This is a genomic window from Pseudomonas sp. B37(2017), assembly GCF_002112885.1.
GTDB classification, from domain to species: Bacteria; Pseudomonadota; Gammaproteobacteria; order Pseudomonadales; family Pseudomonadaceae; genus Aquipseudomonas; species Aquipseudomonas paraglycinae.
Genome location: NZ_NEIX01000001.1, coordinates 1,069,135 through 1,090,575 on the forward strand (window position 1 = coordinate 1,069,135; position 21,441 = coordinate 1,090,575).

At 60.5% G+C, this 21,441-nt stretch carries 19 protein-coding genes; 14 read left to right on the forward strand and 5 right to left on the reverse strand.

Annotated features, from left to right (window positions below; genetic code table 11):
• The first annotated feature begins 56 nt into the window (after window positions 1-56).
• Window positions 57-1,055, forward strand: coding sequence for an NADP-dependent oxidoreductase (locus tag CAF90_RS04790; protein ID WP_085604238.1), 999 nt, complete (start codon window positions 57-59; stop codon window positions 1,053-1,055).
• A 199-nt stretch (window positions 1,056-1,254) separates the two neighbouring features.
• Here the strand turns inward: CAF90_RS04790 and CAF90_RS04795 are convergent, their stop codons facing one another.
• Window positions 1,255-2,463: an MFS transporter gene (locus CAF90_RS04795; protein ID WP_085604241.1), complete on the reverse strand. Its 1,209-nt coding sequence runs from the start codon at window positions 2,461-2,463 to the stop codon at window positions 1,255-1,257.
• 233 nt (window positions 2,464-2,696) lie between these two features.
• On the opposite strand from CAF90_RS04795, the gene CAF90_RS04800 reads away from it, so the two are divergent.
• The 4 genes from CAF90_RS04800 (at window position 2,697) to CAF90_RS04815 (ending at window position 7,791) form a co-directional block, all read left to right on the forward strand.
• Window positions 2,697-3,629 carry an AraC family transcriptional regulator gene (locus tag CAF90_RS04800; protein ID WP_085604244.1) on the forward strand — a complete coding sequence of 311 codons (933 nt, stop codon included), beginning with the start codon at window positions 2,697-2,699 and terminating at the stop codon, window positions 3,627-3,629.
• Window positions 3,630-3,716: 87 nt separating this feature from the next.
• Window positions 3,717-4,172, forward strand: a complete 456-nt coding sequence (locus CAF90_RS04805) for a (2Fe-2S)-binding protein (protein ID WP_085604247.1) — start codon at window positions 3,717-3,719, stop codon at window positions 4,170-4,172.
• On the forward strand, window positions 4,172-6,421 hold the full coding sequence (locus CAF90_RS04810; protein ID WP_085604251.1) for a molybdopterin cofactor-binding domain-containing protein: 2,250 nt from the start codon (window positions 4,172-4,174) through the stop codon (window positions 6,419-6,421). Before CAF90_RS04805 ends, CAF90_RS04810 begins: the two co-directional genes overlap by 1 nt.
• Window positions 6,422-6,438: 17 nt before the next feature.
• Window positions 6,439-7,791 carry a cytochrome c gene (locus CAF90_RS04815; RefSeq protein WP_085604254.1) on the forward strand — a complete coding sequence of 451 codons (1,353 nt, stop codon included), beginning with the start codon at window positions 6,439-6,441 and terminating at the stop codon, window positions 7,789-7,791.
• A 70-nt stretch (window positions 7,792-7,861) separates the two neighbouring features.
• Here the strand turns inward: CAF90_RS04815 and CAF90_RS04820 are convergent, their stop codons facing one another.
• Together CAF90_RS04820 and CAF90_RS04825 are read right to left on the reverse strand one after the other, a co-directional pair.
• On the reverse strand, window positions 7,862-8,596 hold the full coding sequence (locus CAF90_RS04820; RefSeq protein WP_085604259.1) for an SDR family oxidoreductase: 735 nt from the start codon (window positions 8,594-8,596) through the stop codon (window positions 7,862-7,864).
• 180 nt (window positions 8,597-8,776) lie between these two features.
• Window positions 8,777-9,721 carry an AraC family transcriptional regulator gene (locus tag CAF90_RS04825; RefSeq protein WP_085604262.1) on the reverse strand — a complete coding sequence of 315 codons (945 nt, stop codon included), beginning with the start codon at window positions 9,719-9,721 and terminating at the stop codon, window positions 8,777-8,779.
• Between the two features lie 284 nt (window positions 9,722-10,005).
• On the opposite strand from CAF90_RS04825, the gene CAF90_RS04830 reads away from it, so the two are divergent.
• From CAF90_RS04830 to CAF90_RS04850, 5 genes are all read left to right on the forward strand, one after another.
• Window positions 10,006-10,770 carry an SDR family NAD(P)-dependent oxidoreductase gene (locus tag CAF90_RS04830; protein ID WP_007955177.1) on the forward strand — a complete coding sequence of 255 codons (765 nt, stop codon included), beginning with the start codon at window positions 10,006-10,008 and terminating at the stop codon, window positions 10,768-10,770.
• A 177-nt stretch (window positions 10,771-10,947) separates the two neighbouring features.
• A complete protein-coding gene (locus tag CAF90_RS04835) occupies window positions 10,948-11,160 on the forward strand; it encodes a hypothetical protein (RefSeq protein ID WP_007955178.1) in 213 nt (70 codons plus the stop codon).
• A 25-nt stretch (window positions 11,161-11,185) separates the two neighbouring features.
• Window positions 11,186-11,443, forward strand: coding sequence for an Atu4866 domain-containing protein (locus tag CAF90_RS04840; protein WP_085604265.1), 258 nt, complete (start codon window positions 11,186-11,188; stop codon window positions 11,441-11,443).
• 81 nt (window positions 11,444-11,524) lie between these two features.
• On the forward strand, window positions 11,525-12,442 hold the full coding sequence (locus CAF90_RS04845) for an AraC family transcriptional regulator (RefSeq protein WP_085604268.1): 918 nt from the start codon (window positions 11,525-11,527) through the stop codon (window positions 12,440-12,442).
• A 299-nt stretch (window positions 12,443-12,741) separates the two neighbouring features.
• Entirely contained in the window at window positions 12,742-13,161 is a 420-nt protein-coding gene (locus CAF90_RS04850) for an organic hydroperoxide resistance protein (protein WP_085604271.1), read from the forward strand.
• 126 nt (window positions 13,162-13,287) lie between these two features.
• Here CAF90_RS04850 and CAF90_RS04855 read toward each other — a convergent pair whose 3' ends face one another.
• A complete protein-coding gene (locus CAF90_RS04855; protein ID WP_085604274.1) occupies window positions 13,288-13,728 on the reverse strand; it encodes a hypothetical protein in 441 nt (146 codons plus the stop codon).
• Between the two features lie 404 nt (window positions 13,729-14,132).
• Between CAF90_RS04855 and CAF90_RS04860 the strand changes: the two genes are divergently transcribed.
• Window positions 14,133-16,307, forward strand: a complete 2,175-nt coding sequence (locus CAF90_RS04860; protein WP_085604277.1) for a TonB-dependent siderophore receptor — start codon at window positions 14,133-14,135, stop codon at window positions 16,305-16,307.
• A 345-nt stretch (window positions 16,308-16,652) separates the two neighbouring features.
• On the forward strand, window positions 16,653-17,471 hold the full coding sequence (locus tag CAF90_RS04865; protein ID WP_218191703.1) for an alpha/beta fold hydrolase: 819 nt from the start codon (window positions 16,653-16,655) through the stop codon (window positions 17,469-17,471).
• 110 nt (window positions 17,472-17,581) lie between these two features.
• Here the strand turns inward: CAF90_RS04865 and CAF90_RS04870 are convergent, their stop codons facing one another.
• Entirely contained in the window at window positions 17,582-18,556 is a 975-nt protein-coding gene (locus CAF90_RS04870; RefSeq protein WP_085605160.1) for a LysR family transcriptional regulator, read from the reverse strand.
• Between the two features lie 416 nt (window positions 18,557-18,972).
• On the opposite strand from CAF90_RS04870, the gene CAF90_RS04875 reads away from it, so the two are divergent.
• Window positions 18,973-19,620 (forward strand): response regulator transcription factor, encoded by a 648-nt coding sequence (locus CAF90_RS04875; protein ID WP_085604284.1) that lies wholly within the window; start codon window positions 18,973-18,975, stop codon window positions 19,618-19,620.
• Window positions 19,621-19,979: 359 nt separating this feature from the next.
• Window positions 19,980-21,440 (forward strand): ATP-binding protein, encoded by a 1,461-nt coding sequence (locus CAF90_RS04880; RefSeq protein WP_085604287.1) that lies wholly within the window; start codon window positions 19,980-19,982, stop codon window positions 21,438-21,440.
• The last annotated feature ends 1 nt before the right edge of the window (window position 21,441 follow it).

Genomic DNA, 21,441 nt, shown 5'->3' on the forward strand with positions numbered 1-21,441 from the left:
AGCAACACCGCAACCCACCGACTACCCTCCGTACAACCAGCAAGAGCCGCACCACGATGAAAGCATTTCTGATTGATGGCTATGGCAAGAATCCCGGACGCATTGGCGAAGCGCCCGCCCCTGCAGTCGGTGCCCACGACGTCTTGATCGAGGTCCATGCGAGCAGCGTCAACGTGCTGGATTCGAAGATCAGCAAAGGCGAGTTCAAACTGATCCTGCCCTACGCCTTTCCGTTGATCCTGGGCAATGACCTGGCGGGGGTTGTGGTTGAAGTCGGCCCGCAGGTGACACGCTTCAAACCGGGAGACGAGGTATACGCTCGCCCGCCCGAAGCGCGGATCGGGACGTTCGCCCAATTGATCGCCGTGAACGAAAACGCGGTCGCCCTGAAACCCGCCAATACCGACATGGCACAAGCCGCATCCCTGCCCTTGGTTGCACTGACCGCCTGGCAAGTACTGGTTGAAACCGCCCGGCTGCAAAAGGGCCAGAAAGTGCTAATTCACGCGGGTTCCGGCGGCGTCGGCACAATTGCGATTCAGCTTGCCAAACACCTCGGTGCGTTTGTCGCCACGACTACCAGCACCGCCAATGTCGAATGGGTCAAAGCGCTGGGGGCCGATCTAGTCATCGACTATAAACAACAGAACTTCGAAAATGTGCTGCGTGACTACGACGTGGTGCTGAACAGCCTTGGCGCCGACGTGCTGGAGAAATCACTCGCGGTCCTGAAACCCGGTGGTCAACTCATTTCCATCTCGGGCCCACCCACTGTGCAGTTCGCGCGGGAGCAAGGGTTGTCCTGGCCATTGCAGCAAGTCATGCGCCTGCTGAGCCTTGGCATTCGTCGCAAAGCGCGCAAGCAGGATGTCAGCTACGCGTTCGTGTTCATGCGGGCCAATGGCGCTCAACTGCAACACATCACCGCGCTCGTGGAGGACGGGATCATCAAACCAGTGGTTGATCGTTCCTTCCCCTTTGAATCAACGGCTGAAGCATTGAAGTACGTTGAGCAGGGACGCGCCAAGGGCAAGGTCGTTGTTGCGCTCAAATGACCACGCCGCCTACTCATGAGTCGACCATAGAAACTGCACAGCTTTTACTGCTTGAGCGCTCATCATCCGAAGTGATTTCGCCAGAGGTGCAAGAACAGCAAGCGCCGCAACCGGATGTTGCGCGGGTTGAACCGCCCGTTATCGTTTGGCGCAGTTTGATGCTTGAGCCATAAGGCGAAACCGGTTGCAGGTGATCTCGTCAGGCTGTCGCGTTCGGCTCGACAAGATGAACTTCCGTGGCATTGCGTCCGGCCAGCCAGGCCAACACAGACGCGGCGACCAGGACAGCGGCGCTAAGCTCGAAGGTGGCTTTGTAGCCGCTCAAATCAAAGGCCAGACCGCCAATGATTGCGCCGCCGGCGATTGCCAGTTGAACGATGGCTACCAGCAAGCCGCCTCCGGCTTCCGCATCATCCGGGAGCGTCTGCGCCAGCCACGTCCACCAGCCAACCGGCGCGGCCGTGGCGACCAGCCCCCAGATTCCGAGCAACACGGCGGTCAGCACCGGCGATTTGCCGAAGCTGACCAACGCCAGCGCGATCACCGCCATGATCAGTGGAATGGCAGTCAGCGTGCGGTAGAGACCACGGCCCATAAACCGTTCGATCAGAAAGGTGCCGATAAACCCGGCCAGTCCCAGCCCCAGCAGCATGAAGGACAAGGTTGAGACACTGACGCCAGTCACGCCTTCAAGAAAGGGCCGTAGATAGGTGAACAGCATGAACTGCCCCATGAAAAAGACACTCACGGCGACCATGCCCAAGGCCACTGGCAATTGCTTCATCAGACGCAGAACGTTGCCGCTACCTGCCTGGCGTTCGGCCTTGAAGGACGGCAGGCTGATCAGCAGCCACACGGCGGCAAGCACCGCGACCGGAACCACACAGAAGAATGCACCGCGCCAGCCGATCAACGAGCCGAGAAAGCTGCCCGCCGGAGCGGCGATGACCGTGGCCAATGCGTTACCGCCATTGACGATGGCCAGCGCACGGGAAACCTGTTCAGGCTTCACCAGGCGCATGGCAGTCGCCGCCGACAACGACCAGAAACCACCGATCGCAATCCCGATCAGAGCACGCCCAAACATGAATAACGGGTAGCCTGGGGCGAACGCGACGACCGTTCCGGAGACGATCATCAGCAGGGTCAGGCCCAGCAGAAGCTGCTTGCGTTCGATGCGAGCGGCGACCGAGGCGATCAACAAACTGGTGATCAAGGCAAAGGCACCGGACACGGAAATCCCCTGCCCGGCCTGGCCTTCGGTGATGTGCAGGTCCGCCGCAATCGGCGTCAGCAGGCTGACAGGCATGAACTCTGAAGCGACCAGAGCGAATGCCGCTAACGACATCGCCAGCACGGCGCTCCAGCCGCCTGTTCTTTTAGAAGGATCTGTAGAAGGAAACGTCATGGGAACTACCTGTGGTGCGAAAAACGTGTGGGGGGGGGGTGATGCGCAGGGGCAAACAGTTTGTCGCCTATCCGGGCAGTGCCCCTGTAACAGATAGACACATTCTCCCGGTCAGTCCGGTGCTTCCCTAGCGCATTCCTCTTGAATGCTTGCCTGATCCTCTGGCGATGCAGGGTCATGGATAGGAAACGTCGCGCGCGCGCATTAGAGTTCGGTCAAAGGAGCGAGCCCACATGATCCCGACCCCTCTGCCCCAGGAATCACCTTTGGCACGGCACATCGACCCGCGTGTGAACGCACCGGGTGACTTCGCCACGTCGATACCCGGGCTGTCGCTGTTTCGTCGCGACCAGCCGGCGCCTCCCGTTGTGTGCATGATCGAGCCCAGCCTGATTCTCGTGGGCCGCGGCGAAAAGCGCCTGTGGGTGGGCGGTGAGGGTTACAGCTATGACCCGTCGCGGTTTCTGGTCACGTCGCTGGATCTGCCCGCCAACTCCGAAGTGATGCTCGCCAGTCCCGGACAGCCCTGTGTGGGCCTCGTGTTGAAGCTGGATGTCAGCATGCTCGCCGAGGTCATTACCAAGAGCGGCTTGCCCGCGAAACGCCAGCCATCAATGGGTACGGGCGCTGCGATTGGCAGCCTGTCGTCAGCTTTGGAGGACGCGCTCGATCGACTGCTGGCATTGCTCGATGAACCCGAGGCGATCCCGGTCCTGGCGCCGCTGATTCTGCGAGAAATCCACTATCGACTGCTCCACACCGACCAAGGCCCGCGGCTGCGGCAGATCACTGCCGTCGACGGTCAGGGTTATCGCATCGCCAAGGCGATCGACTGGCTCAAGGTCAACTACACCGATGCCCTGCGCATCGATGATTTGGCCGCGCGGGTGCAGATGAGCGCGCCGACCTTTCACCATCATTTCCGCCAGCTCACCGGCATGAGTCCGCTGCAGTACCAGAAATGGCTGCGGCTCAACGAAGCCCGGCGGCTGATGCTGGTCGAGCGCCTGGACGTGTCGCGGGCGGCGTTTGCGGTCGGCTATGAAAGTCCTTCGCAGTTCAGCCGCGAATATGGCCGGCTGTTCGGCACCGCACCGAGTCGTGACATGGCCCTTTTGCGTGGGCAGCCATTCGAGGCAGAAGCCCTCGGCACAGTCGCGAATTGAACGAACAACCAGCGTCACCGATGATGCGCCCCGCCGCGTGTCACCGCTCATAACAATGCACGTCAACCGATGATCAGCGGGTGAATCATGGAACTACGAATCAACCAGAAGACCTATCAGGTCGATGCCGACGCCGATACACCCTTGCTGTGGGTGATCCGCGATGATCTGGGCATGACCGGCACCAAGTACGGCTGCGGGCTGGCGCAATGCGGCGCCTGCTCGGTGCTGGTGGACGGCAACGTCGTGCGCTCGTGCGTCACGCCAGTGGCCGGTGTGGTTGGCCGCGAGGTCACCACCATTGAAGCCATCGAAAGCGATGACGTGGGCAAACGAGTGGTCTCGGCCTGGGTCGATCTGCAGGTCGCCCAGTGCGGCTACTGCCAGTCCGGGCAGGTAATGGCCGCCACCGCGCTGCTCAAGCAGAACCCCAAACCGAGTGATGCGCAGATCGAGGCGGCGATGGTCAATCTGTGCCGCTGCGGTACTTACAACGCCATTCATGCCGCCGTGCATGAACTTGCCGGCAAGGGGGACGCGTGATGGACGTTCGTATCGATCCTTCACAACACGCTTCAGTCCTGGATCTGCAGGAACCGATCAATGTGTCGCGCAGACGTTTCCTGACCGGTACCGCCGTCGGCGCACTGGTGCTCGGCTTCGGTCTGCCACTCGGTGTGACACGGGTACAAGCGGCAGCGGCAGCGACTGCCGAGCGCGGCACACAGGTCCCGGCGTTTCTCGAGATCCGCCCGGACAATCGGGTGCGCCTGCTCTGCCCGTTCATGGAAGGCGGACAAGGGACGTTCACTGCGATGGCGCAGATCGTCGGTGAAGAACTGGATGCCGACCCGGCAACCTTCCTGGTCGAAGCAGCGCCGCCCGGAGAAGCCTACGTAGTGATGGAAAACGGCATGCGCATCACCGGCGGCAGTATGTCGGTGCGCATGAGCTATCCGGTGATGCGCCGCCTCGGCGCCCTCGCCCGCGCCATGTTGTTGCAGGCGGGCGCGCAGCAACTCGGCGTGCCGGTAAGTGAATTGACCACCGAGCCTGGCAAAGTCGTGCACGCCAAGTCGGGCCGCTCGCTGGCCTACGGTGAACTGGCCGAGCGCGCGATGGATCTGCCGGTTCCTGATCCAGCCTCTGTGAAGCTGCGTGATCCGAGCCAGTTCCGCTGGATCGGCAAACCGGTGAAGCGCCTCGATGCCTACGACAAGTCCACGGGCAAGGCGCTGTACAGCATCGATCTGAAGGTTGACGACATGCTGCATGCCGCCGTTCAACATGCCCCGCGCCTGGGGATGACCGTGGGCAACCTGCGCAACGAAGACCAGGTCAAGGCGATGAAAGGCGTACATTCCGTGCATCGTCTGCCGGGCGCTGTGGCGGTGGTTGCCGAGCGCTGGTGGCATGCAAAGCGTGCGGTAGAAGCGATTCAGGTCGACTGGCAGGAACCCACCGCAGACAGCCAGGTGCGGCCGATGCCCGCCGACTTTTCCAGCGATGCCTGGTTCAAGCGCCTCGCTGAAGATAAAAGCCCCGCCAGAGACGATGAACATGAGGGCGATGTGGCTTCGATTCTCAAGGAGACCAAGACCCGGATCGACGCCACTTACCACAACCAATACCTGAACCACGGCCAACTGGAGCCTCCGTCGGCATTGGCCCGATTCAATCCGGACGGTTCGCTGGAAGTCTGGCTGCCGAATCAGGCGCCGGACATGTTCCGTGCCGACATCGCCAAACGCACGGGCCTCGATCTTTCGCGCATCACCTTGCATTCGCCACTGCTGGGTGGGTTCTTCGGCCGGCATTTCCTCTATGACTCGGCCAGTCCGTATCCGCAGGCGATTGCGCTGTCCAAGGCAGTTGGCCGTCCGGTCAAGCTGATCTGGAGCCGCGAAGAAGAGTTCTTGCGTGACGTGCTCCGCCCGGTTGCCGCCGTGAATTTCCGCGCGGCACTGGACAACGACGGCTGGCCGCTGGCAATCGAAGCGGTCAGTGCCACCGAAGGGCCGACCGAAGCCCTCGCCGGCAAGCAAGGTGAAAAGCTCGATCCGACCGCGCTTGAAGGCTTATCGGGCAAGTCCTATGCGATCCCCAACAAGCGCATCGCACAGATCTACGTCAAAGGTCCGGCGATGCTCGGCTATTGGCGTTCGGTGGGCAATTCCCTCAACGACTTCTTCTATGAATCGTTCCTCGATGAACTGGCCGACAAGGGCGGCAAGGACCCGTTCGACCTGCGCCTGCATTTGCTGCGTGACAACCAACGGCTGACCACACTGCTGCAAGCCGTGGGTGAACTGTCGGGCGGCTGGAAGCGTGGGCCGTTTACCGCCGAGGATGGCAGCCGACGTGCGCGCGGCGTGGCCATGGCTTCGCCGTTCGGTACCGAGACGGCGGTGATCGCCGAGGTGTCCATTGAGAACGGCCAGGTCAAGGTGCATGACATCTGGCAGGCGATTGACCCGGGCAGCATCGTCAATCCGGCGATTGTCGACGCTCAGGTCAATGGCGCCGTGGCGTTGGGACTGTCGCAAACGCTGGTGGAGGAAGCCGTGTGGGTGGATGGTAAACCGCGGGCGCGCAACTACGACTTGTATCCGATCCTGCCGCCTGCGCGGATGGCACGCGTTCACGTGCGTGTGGTCGAGAGCGGGGAAAAAATGGGTGGCATCGGTGAACCGCCATTGCCTGCGGTCGCGCCCGCTGTCGCTAACGCGGTGGCAGCGCTAACCGGTCAGCGGGTGCGCAGCCTGCCCCTGAGCCGACACACCTTCACTTGATCAGCGCCGGAGCGTTCATGAATAACAGCCGATTCGCAAGAACCGCTGGCTGGCTGGCCGTGCCGTGTCTGGTCGCGGCAGGCCTGCTGGCCTGGTATGTCACCCGCGAGCCCGTCTCGCGCCTGGAAAACCACCAGATCGCCGTGGCCGACATCGACCCGGCATTGGTCGCTCGGGGCGAATACGTCGCCAGGTTGAGTGATTGCGTGGCCTGTCACAGCGTGCCGGATGGCGCGCCGTTCGCCGGTGGGCTGGAAATGGCCACACCGCTGGGCGCGATCCATGCGACCAATATCACCCCGGACACGGAAACCGGAATCGGCCACTACAGCCTGGCGGACTTCGACCGTGCCGTGCGCCACGGCGTAGCTCCCGACAGTCGCCGGTTATACCCGGCGATGCCCTACCCGTCCTATGCCAAGCTCAGTGACGATGACGTGCGTGCGCTGTATGCGTTCTTCATGAAAGGCGTGGCGCCGGTCAAACAGGCGAACATCCCGAGTGCGATTCCGTTTCCGCTGAACCTGCGTTGGCCGATTGCACTGTGGAACGGTGTGTTTGTCGACGCCGAGCCCTACGTAGCCAAACCGTCGCAGGATGAACGATGGAACCGCGGTGCTTATCTCGTGCAGGGTGCCGGACACTGTGGCAGTTGCCACACGCCGCGCAGCCTGGCGTTCAACGAGAAGGCACTGGATGAGTCCGGCAAGCCATACCTCGCCGGCGCCCTGCTCGATGGCTGGTACGCACCGAGCCTGCGTGATGATCACAACACCGGGCTGGGCCGCTGGAGCGAGCAAGAGATCGTGCAGTTCCTCAAGACCGGTCGCAACCAGCACGCGGTGGTCTACGGCTCGATGACCGAGGCGTTCAACAACTCCACGCAGTTCATGAGCGATGATGATCTGACCGCGATTGCCCACTACCTGAAGTCGCTTCCCGGCGATCGTGAACGGGATGGCGCACCCTGGCAGTACCAAGCGGTTTCGGCAGCGCAACGTCTGGACTCGCCCGGTGCGCATACCTACGTGACACGCTGTGCGTCTTGCCACGGTCTGGACGGCAAGGGTCAATCGCAATGGATGCCGCCGCTGGCCGGCGCGACTTCTGCACTGGCCAAGGAAAGCGCCTCGGCGATCAACATCACCCTCAATGGCGCGCAACGTGTGGTGGCGGCCGGCGTGCCGGATGCCTATCGCATGCCGGCCTTCCGTGAGCAGCTGTCGGATCAGCAGATCGCCGAAGTGCTGACCTTCATGCGCAGCACCTGGGGCAACCACGGCAGTGCCGTTGATGCGCAGACGGTGGGCAAGCTACGTGAGCACACCGATCCGGCCAGCAGCAGTCCGATCATCCTGCAGATGCGCTAGAGGAGAGATTGATAAAACATCGACTTGCGGGTCCCGCGCACGGCGCGGGACTGGCTAGCCTCCAGACTGCTCAGTGTGGACTGGCGGTCGGGCGAACCACAATCTCACTCACATCAACATCGTCAGGCTGCTCGATGGCATAGGCGAGCGCTCGCGCAATGGCGTCTGCATTGAGTGCCACACGACGGAAGGCTTTCATTTCCTCGCGTGCCACCTCATCGGAAATCGTATCGGCCAGTTCGGACTCGACCACACCCGGGCACACCACGGTCACCCGGATCTTGTCCGTTTCCTGGCGCAAGCCATCCGAGATAGCCCTGACTGCGAATTTGGTCGCGCAGTACACCGCCGCTGTCGGAGAAACCGCCAGGCCACCAATGGACGAGATATTGATGACCTGCCCAAAGCCCTGCGCCTGCATGTCCGGCAAGACGGCGGCAATACCGTGCAGCACACCGCGAACGTTGACATCAAGCATCTGGTTCCATTCATCGACCTTCAACGAAGCCAGCGGAGACAAAGGCATCACCCCCGCGTTGTTGATGATCACATCGACCTTGCCATGTTGCGTCTTGGCGAATGCCACGAAGGCGTGCATCGATTGCAGATCCGTAACGTCCAGTGCGCAGGCACTTGCGGAGCCCCCTTCGGCCTGGATCTCGCTGACCAGTTTGTCCAGACGCTCGGTACGGCGGGCGCCGAGAACCACATGCGCGCCTTTGGCAGCAATCAACCTGGCCGCTGCTTCGCCAATACCACTGCTTGCACCGGTAATCAGGACGACTTTGTTTTGAATGTTCGACATATCCGTAGCTCCTGCTGTCTGCATTGAAGTTCAGCACCGACCGCTGAAGACGCGGTCGGTGCTGCGGGGTACGTCGAAAAGATTAAGGGCACGAGCCTCGTCGACGCGTGCCGAAACCTGCGCAACTTTTGCCTATTCGTGTCTGTGTGCATCGCCTGCAAATTTTTAATGAAGCGCCGCTCAGGCCCCACGGAATTCGCTGGGCGTTACGCCCACTTCACGACGAAAGACCTGCGAGAAGTGACTGGGGCTCGAGTAGCCGACCTCCAGCCCGACGTCGATGACGCTAAGGCGGGTTTCCAGTAGCAGGTGCCGCGCACGAACCATGCGCATGCGAATGAAGTACTGCGATGGCGAAAGCCCCGTCGCACGTTTGAACAGGCGGCTGAAGTGGTACTCGCTCAGCTCGGCAAGGCTGGCCAGTGTTGCCAGGCTGAATTCAGCGCTCAGTTGCGCGCGCATGGCGTCCGTGACTTTGCGCAGCTTGTAGGCTTGCAAGGCGTTGACCCGACGCCCGGGCTGGCTTTCAGCGAGATAGCTGCGCACCAGATGCACGGCCAGCGCCTGCGCCAGAGAGCGGGCGAAAAGCGCGCTGGGCGAGCGTTCCAGGAGCAGCTCGGTGCGCAACTGCTCCATGACAAACGCGACGCGCCCGTCCCGTGCCCCTGAAACATCGCGCAAACGCACAGACCCTGCGTGCTGACCCGACAGCTCTCGAGACGCTTGCTCGATCAGCGGCAGCCCGAGATAAAGATGCATGACTTCGAAGGTATCGCCTCCGTGCGTCTGCCAGCGCATTTCATACGGCTCATCGGAACTGGTAAGGAAAAAATCGCCGGCACTGACCTGCGCAGCTTCCCACTCGCCACCCAATGCGCGCTCCTCCACCCTGGCCGCCCCGGCCAGAACCAGAACGAGCAGCGGTTCCACCACTGCAGGCACGAGAATGGGCTCAGTAACGCTGCGATGGGTAAACAGCTGAATCACTACGTCGGTGATTTCCGGGCGCGAGGGTAACGCCTGCGGTTCGCCTGGCAGGAACTCACCCATCGACTCGCCGGTGATGCGCAAGTCTCGAGAAGATGTCGATATCGGTTCCTGGGAGGTACGCCCGGTATTTGCCATGAACTCGTCCTTTTCAGATTCGGCTGTGCCAAGCCCGACAGGTCTTGGATGCTTGCCCGCACGCCGTGTCAGCAGACCGGCTCGATGATATCGGGCTTTTGCCGTGGATTGAATCGAGCACCGAACCTTCCTCACTGACATTCAGCGCAAAACCCCGACAGCGCGGGCAATCCCACGAAAGCCGACTTCGCTTCGCTGCGAGACAGTGGGCCTGTCGCCGATGACAGCGCCTCGCCGGCGCCAACACGGCTTGTCGCTACTCGATCAAATCGCTGGAGAACATCATGAACGACTTCAAGAACAGCACCCCAAACGAAGTGGCCGGTAAAGTTGCGCTGGTCACTGGCGCGGCCAGTGGCATCGGCAAGGCCATCGCACTGCTGCTGCATGCCCGCGGCGCCCAGGTCATTGCTGAAGATATAAACCCTGAGGTTGAAGCGCTGGCCCGCCCAGGCCTGATCCCCCTGGTGGCAGACATCACTCAGGACGGAGCAGCCGAACGCGCCGTCGCCCTGGCCGTCGAGCAATTCGGTCGGCTGGACATTCTCGTCAACAACGCCGGCATCATCATCAACAAACTGGTCATCGACATGACCCGCGAAGACTGGGAACGCATTCAGGCGGTCAACGCCACGGCGGCCTTTTTGCATAGCCGGGAGGCGGTCAAAGCGATGATGCCCAACAAGTCCGGATCGATCGTCAACATCGCGTCCTACGCTTCCTATTTCGCCTTCCCCACCATTGCCGCCTACACCGCTTCCAAAGGCGCGCTGGCCCAATTGACGCGCACCCTGGCGCTTGAGGTCATTGGCCACGGCATCCGCGTCAACGCTGTCGGTGTCGGCGATGTGGTGACCAACATCCTCAACAATGTGGTCGACGACGGCCCTGCCTTTCTCGCCCAACATGGCGAAGCGGCGCCGATCGGCCGTGCCGCCCAACCGGAAGAAATCGCCGAAGTGGTCGCGTTCATCGCCTCGGATCGGGCCAGCTTCATGGTCGGTTCGGTGGTCATGGCCGACGGCGGGATGACAGTCACGGCCGGCTGAGCCGCAGCACAAACGCGCCGCAGGACATGCCCGACCAGCCCGAGAGGATCAGGCAACTCTGCGGCAGTTTCGTCCTAACACCGCTGCGCCCGGCTACGTAATCTGAAAGCACGCAACGGATGCACACACAGGCCACGGCAGGCCGTTCAGATGAACAACGTCAATGAGGACTGAACAATGAAAAACGCAAAACGGCTTTCCCTTTCACTGTTGATCGGCGCGATGGTGGCCTGCGCGATCAACCTTTCCTCGACCGGCCTGTACCTGGCCGCTGACGGATCTGACCGAACTCCCGGCATGCGCGTGAGTGAAGGCGGCAGTGACCGCACACCAGGGTTCCGGGTTGCCGAAGACGGCGCTGATCGCACGGCTTTGGGTCGTATCGGCTGAGTCTGAAAATAGAGGAGAAAAGCTGATGAAAAATGCCAGACAAACCACTCAGGATCATCGTTACGCAGGCATGTGGGTCACCGCGGATGGATTCATCCGGCATGAGCTTCTGACGACTGGTCGTTATGACGAGGCCCGTGGTAAAAACAAGAGCGCCTATCAGGGCCGCTACGAACTGGTCGGTGATTACATCCAGTACTGGGACGACACCGGCTTCACCGCTGATGGCCACTTTCATGACGACGTGCTGTATCACGCCGGAATGATCCTGTATCGGCAATGAGTACTTTGATGATGTCGGGTGAATATCGTCTGCCTGAAAAGCTTCAGGCAGACGCTCATGAACACTTGTGAGAGCCTTGAAATGGAACAGAGCGATGCTTTCATCCTTCAAAACACAGCCGTCTACCGTGACGAACTGGTTCGCCTGCTGACTCAACGCTTTACCACACCCGGGATCTATGAGACCGCCATAGCTCCCCTGCATGTGATTCGTTTCGATGCACCTTCGGAGCTGATCCATACCGTGCACAAACCGGCACTTTGCCTGATCGTGCAAGGACAAAAGGAAATCAGCCTGGGTGACGATCATTACCTCTACGACCCGCTCAGTTACCTGGTGGTCTCGGTGACGCTCCCGGTTGCCGGGCGCGTGCTGAAGGCCAGTCCGGAAGCGCCCTACCTGTGTATCCGGTTCGATTTCGAGGCCACGGAAATTGCGCAGGTCATCGCCGACGCTCCGCCCTCGGGCGTACCGGACGAGCCGGAATTGGGCCTTTTCCTTGAAAGGGTCGATGTGCCCCTGCTGGAAACCATGCTTCGACTGGTCCGACTGCTGGACACCCCGAAAGACATCGGCATGCTGGCACCTTTGGCCCTGCGGGAGCTGTATTACCGCCTTCTACGCGGCATGCACGGCCGTCGTCTGTATGAGCTTGCCCTCGGCGACTCGCAAACGCGCCGGGTAACGCGGGCAATCGATTGGTTGAACAACCACTACACCCAACCCTTGCGCATCGAAGAACTCGCCCGGGTCGCCAATTTGGGCAACTCCACATTGCATCATCGCTTCAAGGCAGTGACGGCCATGAGCCCGCTGCAATATCAGAAACAACTGCGCTTGCAGGAAGCCCGCCGTCTGTTGCTCGGCGAAGGGCTGGACGTGGCGAGCGCCTGTTATCGTGTGGGCTACGAAAGCCCGTCGCAATTCAGCCGGGAATACAGTCGCCAGTTTGGCTGCCCACCTTCCAAAGATGCCAGCCGCACGCGTCGCACTGGGTAAATCCCGCACTTCGACGCAGACGCGGGGAACGGTTATCCACCCGGATCGCGAAAGAGGCAGGCAGACGCAAGCCTGCCCCATTGCGCAATGCACAGCGACGTCTGTACGCCATCAATGCATATCGCCACGTGATAAACGACAGGAACCAATGGCCTGCCTCGTCCCCGATGTCCAGGCCAGGCTACAGAGCGATACAAAAACGCCGCTGCACGACACATCCCGGGTACATGCCAATGCAAAAGTGTGAGCCATCGGAACCTTCACTGTCCGACATCAACCATCACTCAGGCAGGTATTCCATGATCAATCAAATCGACACCGTGCTGTACACCGGCAAGACTCGCACCACTGGCGGGCGCGATGGCGCGTCGCGCAGTTCGGACGGCAACCTGGACATCAAGCTCTCGCCACCCGGTTCAAATGGCAGCGGCACCAATCCGGAACAGCTGTTGGCAGCCGGTTGGTCGGCCTGCTTCATCGGCGCCATGGGCAAGGCAGCCGCGGCACAGAAGATCAGGCTTCCGGCGGATGTGGCGGTCGAAACCGAAATCGATCTGGGCAAGGCCGGCGATGCATTCTTTCTTCAGGCGCTCTTGAGTGTCAGCCTGCCGGGGCTGGAGCCTTCGGTCGCTCAGGCGCTGGTGGACGCTGCGCATCAGACCTGCCCTTACTCAAAGGCCACTCGCGGCAACATCGACGTCACCCTGCGGCTGATCTGAATCAGCCCTGTTTGATCCGACAAACCGCCCGATGCACGGTTTCGGGCGGTTTTTTTTTTACAGGGTTGGAGCGATGCCGCTCCTCCGGTTCAAACAACCAGAGGAGCGAAATGGTCATTCAACGATTTACGCAAACGACGTCTCGTGCTCGCTTTCGTGGACGTAAATCCACGAGATTCCCGATGGCGAATCCGGGTCGAGGCGCATCAGCGCCGAGTCGACTTTTTTCTTGGTGATCCCGTTCTTGACCAGGTCGAAAACCGTCAGGAAGCAGTCACCGGGAAGTGGCGTGATCGAGAGATTGATGATGTGCGATTCGGGGCTTCCGGCACGCTTGCCGTGCAGGCCCCAAAGGCGCTCCCAGTAGTTCTCCCGGTCCATGATCTGACCGTCCGTGAGCACCACCCGGAAATCGTTCGCCAGGGCATCGTACAAAGGCTTTATCGCGTCTTCCGACTGGGAAGCCACGCCGCGCGACCACGGGAAAAAGAGGTTGTACCAGCGGTACACCTCGGCTTGGACCAGCGCTGTTTTATCGGTTGTTTCGGTGACTCGGCTGATTGCCATCTGCGTTCTCCTTAACGAGTTAAAAGGCGCGGGTTTCCGTTGCGCATCGCCTGAGCGACGCTCCGCGCCTCATTCAAGATCCATCCTGAAATCAACGTCACGGGGCCAGTTCGAATTCGCTTCAATGACTTCAGAATTTCTCCTGTCATTTGGCTGACCCGGCCACAAAAATAGACGCCAACCCGTTGGTTTGCATTGGAAACTGACAAACGGCTTTTCCGCTGTCTGCGCTGCAACGTCCGTGCTTGAGCGGTTCCGTAATGACTCAAGCCTACCGCCCTCTCCCGTTGCGCGATTTCACATTTTTTTCACGAATCGCTTTGTCGCTGTAAAAAACCCTGACACAATTATTGGCAATGATTCTCAACTGCTCTTTGTTTGCTATTTAAAATCAGGAAGCCTCAATGTCGCGTCCCACCTCGCAGAGTCGTTTCAACCCGTCACGCAACCTCCTGTCCATGGCCATCTGCATGGCCGTCATGACCCCGGCGCTGGCCGATGAAACCCGCGAGGCGCAAGACTCTGCCCCGCCCGCCACCCTCGAACTCGGCGCGACCGCCATCACATCCACCCAGTTGGGCAGCACCACCGAAGGCTCCGACTCCTACACCACCGGCACCATGGCCACCGCCACCAAACTGCCGTTGACCCTGCGCGAAACGCCGCAAGCCGTCACCGTCATCACCCGCCAGCGCATGGACGATCAGGCGATGACCAGCATCAATGACGTGGTCAACGCCACGCCGGGTCTGTTCCTCGACTACTCCAACGGCCCAGGCCGACAGGCCTACAAAGCCCGGGGTTTCAACATCGACAACCTGATGTACGACGGCATTCCGAGCGGCTACGACGGCGTGAACGTCGGCTCCCAGCCGAATCTGGCGATGTTCGATCGGGTTGAAGTCGTTCGGGGCGCGACCGGTCTGGTCACCGGTGCCGGCAACCCTTCGGCGGCGATCAACCTGGTGCGCAAACGGCCATTGGCCGAGCAGCGCGTCACCCTGACCGGCGCCGCCGGAACCTGGGACAACTATCGCGGCGAGCTCGATGCTTCCAGCCCGCTCAACGACAGCGGTACCCTTCGTGGCCGGGTGGTTACTTCCTACCGCGATTCCAACAGTTTCATCGATGACGTGGGCGAGCGACACAACCTTTTCTACGCCGTCACCGAAGCCGACCTGAGCGATGACACCACCCTGACCCTCGGTTTCTCCAACCAGAAGGACAAGACCAACTACTTCTGGGGCTCGTCGATGATCGGCCTCGACGGTCATCACCTCGACCTGCCGCGCTCCTACAACCCCGGCACCTATTGGGAAAACAAGGATCAGGAGATCAACACGGTCTTCGCCGAGATCCGTCAGCAACTGGCCAACGACTGGAAGCTGCAGGTCAACGCCAACTATTCCGAGCAGAACGCGCTGTTCTCCGGCTCGTACCAGTCGCGCTGGGTCAACGACACCCTGGCCCGCACGGTTTACCAGTCCAAGGCCGATGAAAACCAGGCAGGTCTCGACGCCTTCTTCAGCGGCCCGTTCGAAGCCTTCGGACGTAGCCATGAACTGGTGGTCGGCGCCAGCAAACGTATCTACGACCTGACCACCCACAACTACTCGCCGTACGACACCAACTGGCCGATCAACGCCGGCAAACCGGACTTCGTTCACACCAATAACACGCGTGAAGTCACCACTCAGGACGGCGTGTACCTGACGACTCGCCTGAGCCTGGCCGACCCGCTGAAACTGATCCTCGGCGGACGTCTGGACTGGTACGACTACGACAACCGCGATGGCGACGGCGATTACAAAGTCACCCGCAACGTCACCCGCTATGCCGGCCTGATCTACGAGCTGGACGACCATCATTCGGTGTACGCCAGCTACAGCGACATCTTCACCCCGCAGAGCAACAAGGGCACCTCCGGTAACCCGGTCAAGCCGATCGTGGGCAAGAACTACGAGGTCGGCATCAAGGGCGAATACCTGGGCGGCGCACTGAACGCCAGCCTCGCTGTATTCCGCGTCGATCAGGAAAACCGCGCGGTGCAAGTGTTCGTGCCGAATTGCCCGCAGTCTTCCTGCTATGAGGCCTCCGGTGAGATCCGCAGCCAGGGTATCGACTTCGAACTGCAAGGCGCGCTCACCGACAACTGGCAGGTCGGCGGCGGCTACACCTACGCCCGCACGCACACCATCAAGGACGAGGCGAACCCGCAGAATGTGAACAAGCAGTTCGACACCGACACCCCGGAACACCTGTTCAAACTGACCACCCGCTACAACTTCCAGGGCCCACTGGAAAAACTGCGTGTGGGCGGCAACATCTCCTGGCAGAGCCGCATGTACAACGACATCGAACTGCTCGATGGCGGCAACTACCGCCTCAAGCAAGGCGCGTACGCCGTGACCGACCTGATGGCCGGCTACCGGGTCAATGACAACCTCGACCTGCAACTCAACGCCAACAACATCTTCGACCGCAAGTACTACTCCACCATCGCCAACTCCGTCAGCTACGGCGGCGACAGCTATGGCACGCCGCGCAACATGATGTTGACGGCCAAATACACCTTCTAAGCTGTCCGGGCGCAGGGACGCGCCAACCCCGCCAAGATTCCTCCCGCCACACCTACATACCAAAGCGTTAATTTCGAAAACCCATGTCTGGTATTCAGCGGCTTTCCTTTGCCCAAAGATTGCCTTCGGCCAGGGCAGCAGCCTTGCGCCGCCTGTGCGACTTCAATAACTCAATGGGTGTTCAAAATGACTGACGAGAAAAACGGAACCACGCGTCGTGGCTTGATCACGACGGGAGCCATGGCCGCGACCCTGGCGGTGGCATTACCGGCGCTGGCGACGCAGCAGACACCGGCATCCGCGTCAGGGGTCAGCAAAAGCGCCGGCAACGGCAGTGGCTCGGGAATGCTTACCGTCAAAGATGGCACGCAGATTTTCTACAAGGACTGGGGCCAGGGCCAGCCGATCGTTTTCCATCACGGCTGGCCCCTTTCCAGTGATGACTGGGATGCGCAAATGCTGTTTTTCCTCAGCAAGGGCTTTCGCGTCATCGCCCATGATCGACGTGGCCATGGTCGCTCTTCGCAGACCGCCACGGGCAACGAAATGGACACCTACGCCGCCGACGTTGCCGAGTTGATGGCGCACCTGAACATCCGCAACGCCGTGCACATCGGCCACTCCACCGGCGGCGGTGAAGTGGCGCGCTACGTGGCGCGGCATGGTCGCGGCCGGGTGGCCAAGGCCGTGCTGATCGGCGCCGTGCCGCCGATCATGCTGCGCACCGCAAAAAATCCCGGCGGCCTTGCAATGGAAGTGTTTGACGGACTGCGCAAAGCACTCGCGCAGAACCGCAGCCAGTTTTATCGCGACTTTCCGAGCGGCCCGTTTTACGGCTTCAATCGCCCCGGCGCGAAAGTGTCTGAAGCGATCGTCGAAAACTGGTGGCGTCAGGGCATGAACGGCGGGATCAAGGCGCAGTACGACTGCATCAGCGCATTCTCCGAAACCGACTTCACGGATGACCTGAAAAACATCGATGTGCCGACCTTGGTATTGCACGGCGAAGATGACCAGATCGTGCCGATCGCGGATTCGGCCCATCTGTCGATCAAACTGCTCAAGCACGGCACGCTGAAAACCTACCCCGGCCTGCCCCATGGCATGTGCACCACGAACGGCGACACCATCAACGCGGACCTTCTGGCGTTCATCAATGCGTGATGTGCCGGGTCCGCGCCCCCACGGCAAGCCGCGTAAAACCCCGTAAAAAGAAAAGCTCCGATCAAGTCGGAGCTTTTTTATTGAGCGAATGACACAGCCGTTGCAGTTATCTACCGCGCCATCATCAACGTCTGATCGACGGGCAACGCCGGGCGCAGCTTGGGCACTACCTGCAACTCGATCGGCGTGCCGAAAAACGCCTGGCAACGCGAACGCAGCCAACGCTGAGCGCAATCGTTGTGCGCAGCGGCACGCCAGACCATGGAAAGCTCCCGCGATGGCAGCAACAGAGGGGCCGGTTCGGCCCTGATACCCTCAACCGAGGCCATGGCCCTGGCCACGTAATCCGGCACGATAACCAGCATGTCGCTCTGCGCCAACAACCTTGGCAAGGCACTGAACTGCGGCACTGCCAGCACCACTTTGCGCCGACGCCCGAGCAGGTCCAGCGCGTGGTCGGTGTCATCCCTGGCCTTGCCCATGGACGACACGATGGCGTGCGGTCGCTCGCAGAATTCATCGAGCGCCAGCAGTCCCGGGCGCATGTCCGAGCGCAAAAGCATCGGCCGGATCGACCGCAGACTCTTGCGTCGGGCGTTGGCCGGCAGATCGAGCGTAGGGCTGATCCCCAGAGAGATCTCGCCATTGAACAGCCGCTGCGACATCTGCTGCTGATCGACGCGCAACACCACCAGGGCAATGTTCGGCGCCTCGATACGCAGTTGGCGCAGCAGTCGCGGGAGCAACGCATATTCGACATCGTCGGACAGGCCCACCTGAAAGGTCGCCTCGCTGGTGCCCGGCTCGAAGGGCTGGCAACGGCTCAACGCCGCGACCACGCCATCCAGCGCCGGCGTCAGGTTGGCGAAAATCTCCTCGGCCCGCGCCGTCGGCTCCATCACCCTCCCCGCGCGCACGAACAAGGGGTCGTCGAAAAGTACGCGCAAACGGCCCAATGCCGCACTGATGGTCGGTTGACCGAGAAACAGCTTCTCGCCGACCCGGCTGACATTGCGCTCATGCATCAGCGTCTCGAAGACCACCAGCAGATGGATGTCGACACGACGGAGATCATTTCTGTTCATGAAGTTCACCACCCGGCACGCGGCCATTGAGATCGACGGAGAGCTCATAAAGGTTAAGGGCGAGCCTGCCGGGCGTCTGTGGTACTTGGGGTCAGCGAGATCATGCGTTAGGTGAGTGTTTTGATACTTGCGTATGAACCGTTTGATACGGGTGGCTGTATCCGGCCGCGAAAAGACCGCTGCGATGGCGGTTTTTTCGGGTTTTTTGTCCTAGCTGACGGAGTGCCGCGCCACTACGATGCTGAACCGTTTATCTGCTCCCCCGCCCACACCTGCAGCATGACCGTGCCTTTGGTCGGGCATAAACTTGAACGAGCAAAAACAGGCCCCCGTGCCGAGGGATTCGCATATTCTTGATGGGTCCTCGCCGATACCACGACGAGACCCACAACGTCATAACTCTTGGGAAAAAAGCAATGAACAACAATCCCATCAGCAACACCCCCAGCGAGCCGGTGGTATTCATCGTCGACGACGATGCAGCGCTGCGCGAATCCCTCGGCAGCCTGTTGCGTTCCATTGGCCTTAAGGTCGAACTGTTCGGGTCGGTCGCCGAATTCATGAAATATCAACGTCCGGACACCGTCAGTTGCCTGGTGCTCGACGTGCGCCTGCAAGGCAGCAGCGGGCTGGATTTCCAGAGTGAACTGGCCGCCGCCGGCATCAACGTGCCGATCGTGTTCATCACCGGACACGGCGATATCGCCATGACGGTGCGCGCCATGAAAGCCGGCGCGGTGGACTTCCTGACCAAACCGTTTCGCGAGCAGGACCTGATCGATGCAGTGTGTGCCGCGCACTCGCGGGACAAGCAGCGTCGCGAGTCCGGGCGACATGCCGATGAACTGCGCGCGCGCCATGGGACGCTGACTCCCCGTGAGCAAACGGTCATGGCGCTGGCAGCCTCGGGCCTGATGAACAAGCAGATCGCCGGAGAAATCGGCCTCAGTGAAATCACCGTGAAGATCCACCGGGGCCAGGCCATGCGCAAGATGGGCGCGCGCTCTTTTGCCGATTTGGTACGCATGGCCGAAGTCATCGCGGCGCAGCCTGTCAATCGGTGACCGGATGAACCGATACGGTACGGCTCAGGATTGCCGGGATGGCGCATGCTTGTGCCATCAGACAAGACATCGACAGACCCGGCGCAACTAACACTTAGGTATATCCCTTTCATACACAGTCATACTTCGATTGACCCAATGCAGCGGTGCCAGAGAATAAGTCTTCGAATAACATCTTTATTCAAATAAACATTACTCAATACAACGATTGGTGAATGACCGACAGTCGCCAACAACCGTCATGCCTGAAAAACAACTTCAGACTTTAAACCTCTTCATTAATACGCCTTTCATAGCGTTTGCCTGCTTCATCGAAAGAACACGACCTGCCGTCCGATAGCAAAAATCTGGAAGAATAAATGTCTATCATCAAACGTCGCGCACAACTTCTTTGCTCAGACGCCTTCGCTTGGCTGGCCGCCATTGCGGTCGGCAGCATGATCTATATCACCAACGCGTACCTTGATCTGGATGTTGCGCCGACGTTGTTCTACATCACGCTGGTGTTCATGTCCGCGAACATCTTCCCGGTTCCGGTATTCCTGGCCGTCGCGCTGGGTTGCCTCACGCTGCTGACCGCCGACTTCCTGGTCGACGAAGGCTATCGCGATCACCGGGGCATCGCCGGATTCGTCAGGTGCGTGATCGCGCTGACGACCATTTCCCTGCTGGCACTGCGCAGCAAGCGCGCCACTGAAACGCTGCGGCGCAAGGAAGCGTTCTTTCTCGGCGCACAGAAGCTCAGTCACACCGGCAGTATCGGTTTCATCATCGACAAGAAAGTCAGCGTGTCCTTGTCCTGGTCGGAAGAGTCTTCGCGCATTTTCGAGTATCCGCCGAACGTCCCCCCGACACTCGCCCTGGTCAAGTCACGCACCCATCCCGATGATCTGCCGGTGATCGATCAGGTGCTGGACCAGTTCGCGCGCCGGCAGGAGCTGATCGAAGCAGAGCATCGGCTGGTCATGCCCGATGGCCGGATCAAGCATGTACAGATGATCGCCAGCCCCATGCCCAGGCATCGCGGGCGCACGGAATATGCCGGGGCGCTGATGGACGTGACCGCCAGCAAACAGTCCGAAGAGGCGCTGTTTCACTCGCAAGCCACCCTCGCCCACGTCACGCGCCTGACCTCCATGGGCGAACTGGCCGCGTCGATTGCCCACGAAATCAATCAGCCGCTGGCGGCGGTCATCACCAGCGGCGAATCCTGCAAGCGCTGGATCAACCGTCCCGAGCCCAACCTGGAAGAAGCGCGCCGTTCGCTGGATCGAATCATTCAAAACTCCGTCCGGGTTTCCGATGTCATCGCCTGCATTCGGGCCCTGTCACGACACAGCGAGGTGCAGCGCAATGTCGAAGTGTTCGACGACATCGTCAGTGACTCGCTGACGCTCATGCAACACGACATCTGCTTCCATGAGGTTCGCCCGCACGCCCAACTGGGCACAAGCAGCGCACTGATCAAAGGCGACCGGGTGCAGCTGCAGCAAGTCATCATCAATCTGATCATCAACGCCTGCCAGGCCATGGCCAACGTGCATGAACGGGCCCGGACGCTGCGGATCACCACCTCGATCCTGCACAACGAGGCCGTGCTTGAAATCGCCGACTCCGGCGTCGGCATTGCCGAAGACATCCTGCCTTCACTGTTCGATCCGTTCTTCACGACCAAGCCAACGGGCCTGGGAATGGGGCTCTCGATTTGCCGCTCGATCATTGAATTCCACGGCGGGCGCATCTGGGTCAACAGCACCGAGGGCGTCGGCACGCAGTTTGTGTTTGCGATTCCATTGGCTGCGCTCGAACACGATCAATGAC

What these genes read in the sequence shown, in the direction of transcription:
- CAF90_RS04865 (WP_218191703.1), top strand. Translation starts at nt 16,653, where the DNA reads ATGCTTACCGTCAAAGATGGCACGCAGATTTTCTACAAGGACTGGGGC.
- CAF90_RS04875 (WP_085604284.1), top strand. Translation starts at nt 18,973, where the DNA reads ATGAACAACAATCCCATCAGCAACACCCCCAGCGAGCCGGTGGTATTC.
- CAF90_RS04870 (WP_085605160.1), bottom strand. Translation starts at nt 18,556, where the DNA reads ATGAACAGAAATGATCTCCGTCGTGTCGACATCCATCTGCTGGTGGTC.
- CAF90_RS04835 (WP_007955178.1), top strand. Translation starts at nt 10,948, where the DNA reads ATGAAAAACGCAAAACGGCTTTCCCTTTCACTGTTGATCGGCGCGATG.
- CAF90_RS04795 (WP_085604241.1), bottom strand. Translation starts at nt 2,463, where the DNA reads ATGACGTTTCCTTCTACAGATCCTTCTAAAAGAACAGGCGGCTGGAGC.
- CAF90_RS04880 (WP_085604287.1), top strand. Translation starts at nt 19,980, where the DNA reads ATGTCTATCATCAAACGTCGCGCACAACTTCTTTGCTCAGACGCCTTC.
- CAF90_RS04850 (WP_085604271.1), top strand. Translation starts at nt 12,742, where the DNA reads ATGATCAATCAAATCGACACCGTGCTGTACACCGGCAAGACTCGCACC.
- CAF90_RS04840 (WP_085604265.1), top strand. Translation starts at nt 11,186, where the DNA reads ATGAAAAATGCCAGACAAACCACTCAGGATCATCGTTACGCAGGCATG.
- CAF90_RS04825 (WP_085604262.1), bottom strand. Translation starts at nt 9,721, where the DNA reads ATGGCAAATACCGGGCGTACCTCCCAGGAACCGATATCGACATCTTCT.
- CAF90_RS04820 (WP_085604259.1), bottom strand. Translation starts at nt 8,596, where the DNA reads ATGTCGAACATTCAAAACAAAGTCGTCCTGATTACCGGTGCAAGCAGT.
- CAF90_RS04830 (WP_007955177.1), top strand. Translation starts at nt 10,006, where the DNA reads ATGAACGACTTCAAGAACAGCACCCCAAACGAAGTGGCCGGTAAAGTT.
- CAF90_RS04800 (WP_085604244.1), top strand. Translation starts at nt 2,697, where the DNA reads ATGATCCCGACCCCTCTGCCCCAGGAATCACCTTTGGCACGGCACATC.
- CAF90_RS04810 (WP_085604251.1), top strand. Translation starts at nt 4,172, where the DNA reads ATGGACGTTCGTATCGATCCTTCACAACACGCTTCAGTCCTGGATCTG.
- CAF90_RS04790 (WP_085604238.1), top strand. Translation starts at nt 57, where the DNA reads ATGAAAGCATTTCTGATTGATGGCTATGGCAAGAATCCCGGACGCATT.
- CAF90_RS04845 (WP_085604268.1), top strand. Translation starts at nt 11,525, where the DNA reads ATGGAACAGAGCGATGCTTTCATCCTTCAAAACACAGCCGTCTACCGT.
- CAF90_RS04815 (WP_085604254.1), top strand. Translation starts at nt 6,439, where the DNA reads ATGAATAACAGCCGATTCGCAAGAACCGCTGGCTGGCTGGCCGTGCCG.
- CAF90_RS04855 (WP_085604274.1), bottom strand. Translation starts at nt 13,728, where the DNA reads ATGGCAATCAGCCGAGTCACCGAAACAACCGATAAAACAGCGCTGGTC.
- CAF90_RS04860 (WP_085604277.1), top strand. Translation starts at nt 14,133, where the DNA reads ATGTCGCGTCCCACCTCGCAGAGTCGTTTCAACCCGTCACGCAACCTC.
- CAF90_RS04805 (WP_085604247.1), top strand. Translation starts at nt 3,717, where the DNA reads ATGGAACTACGAATCAACCAGAAGACCTATCAGGTCGATGCCGACGCC.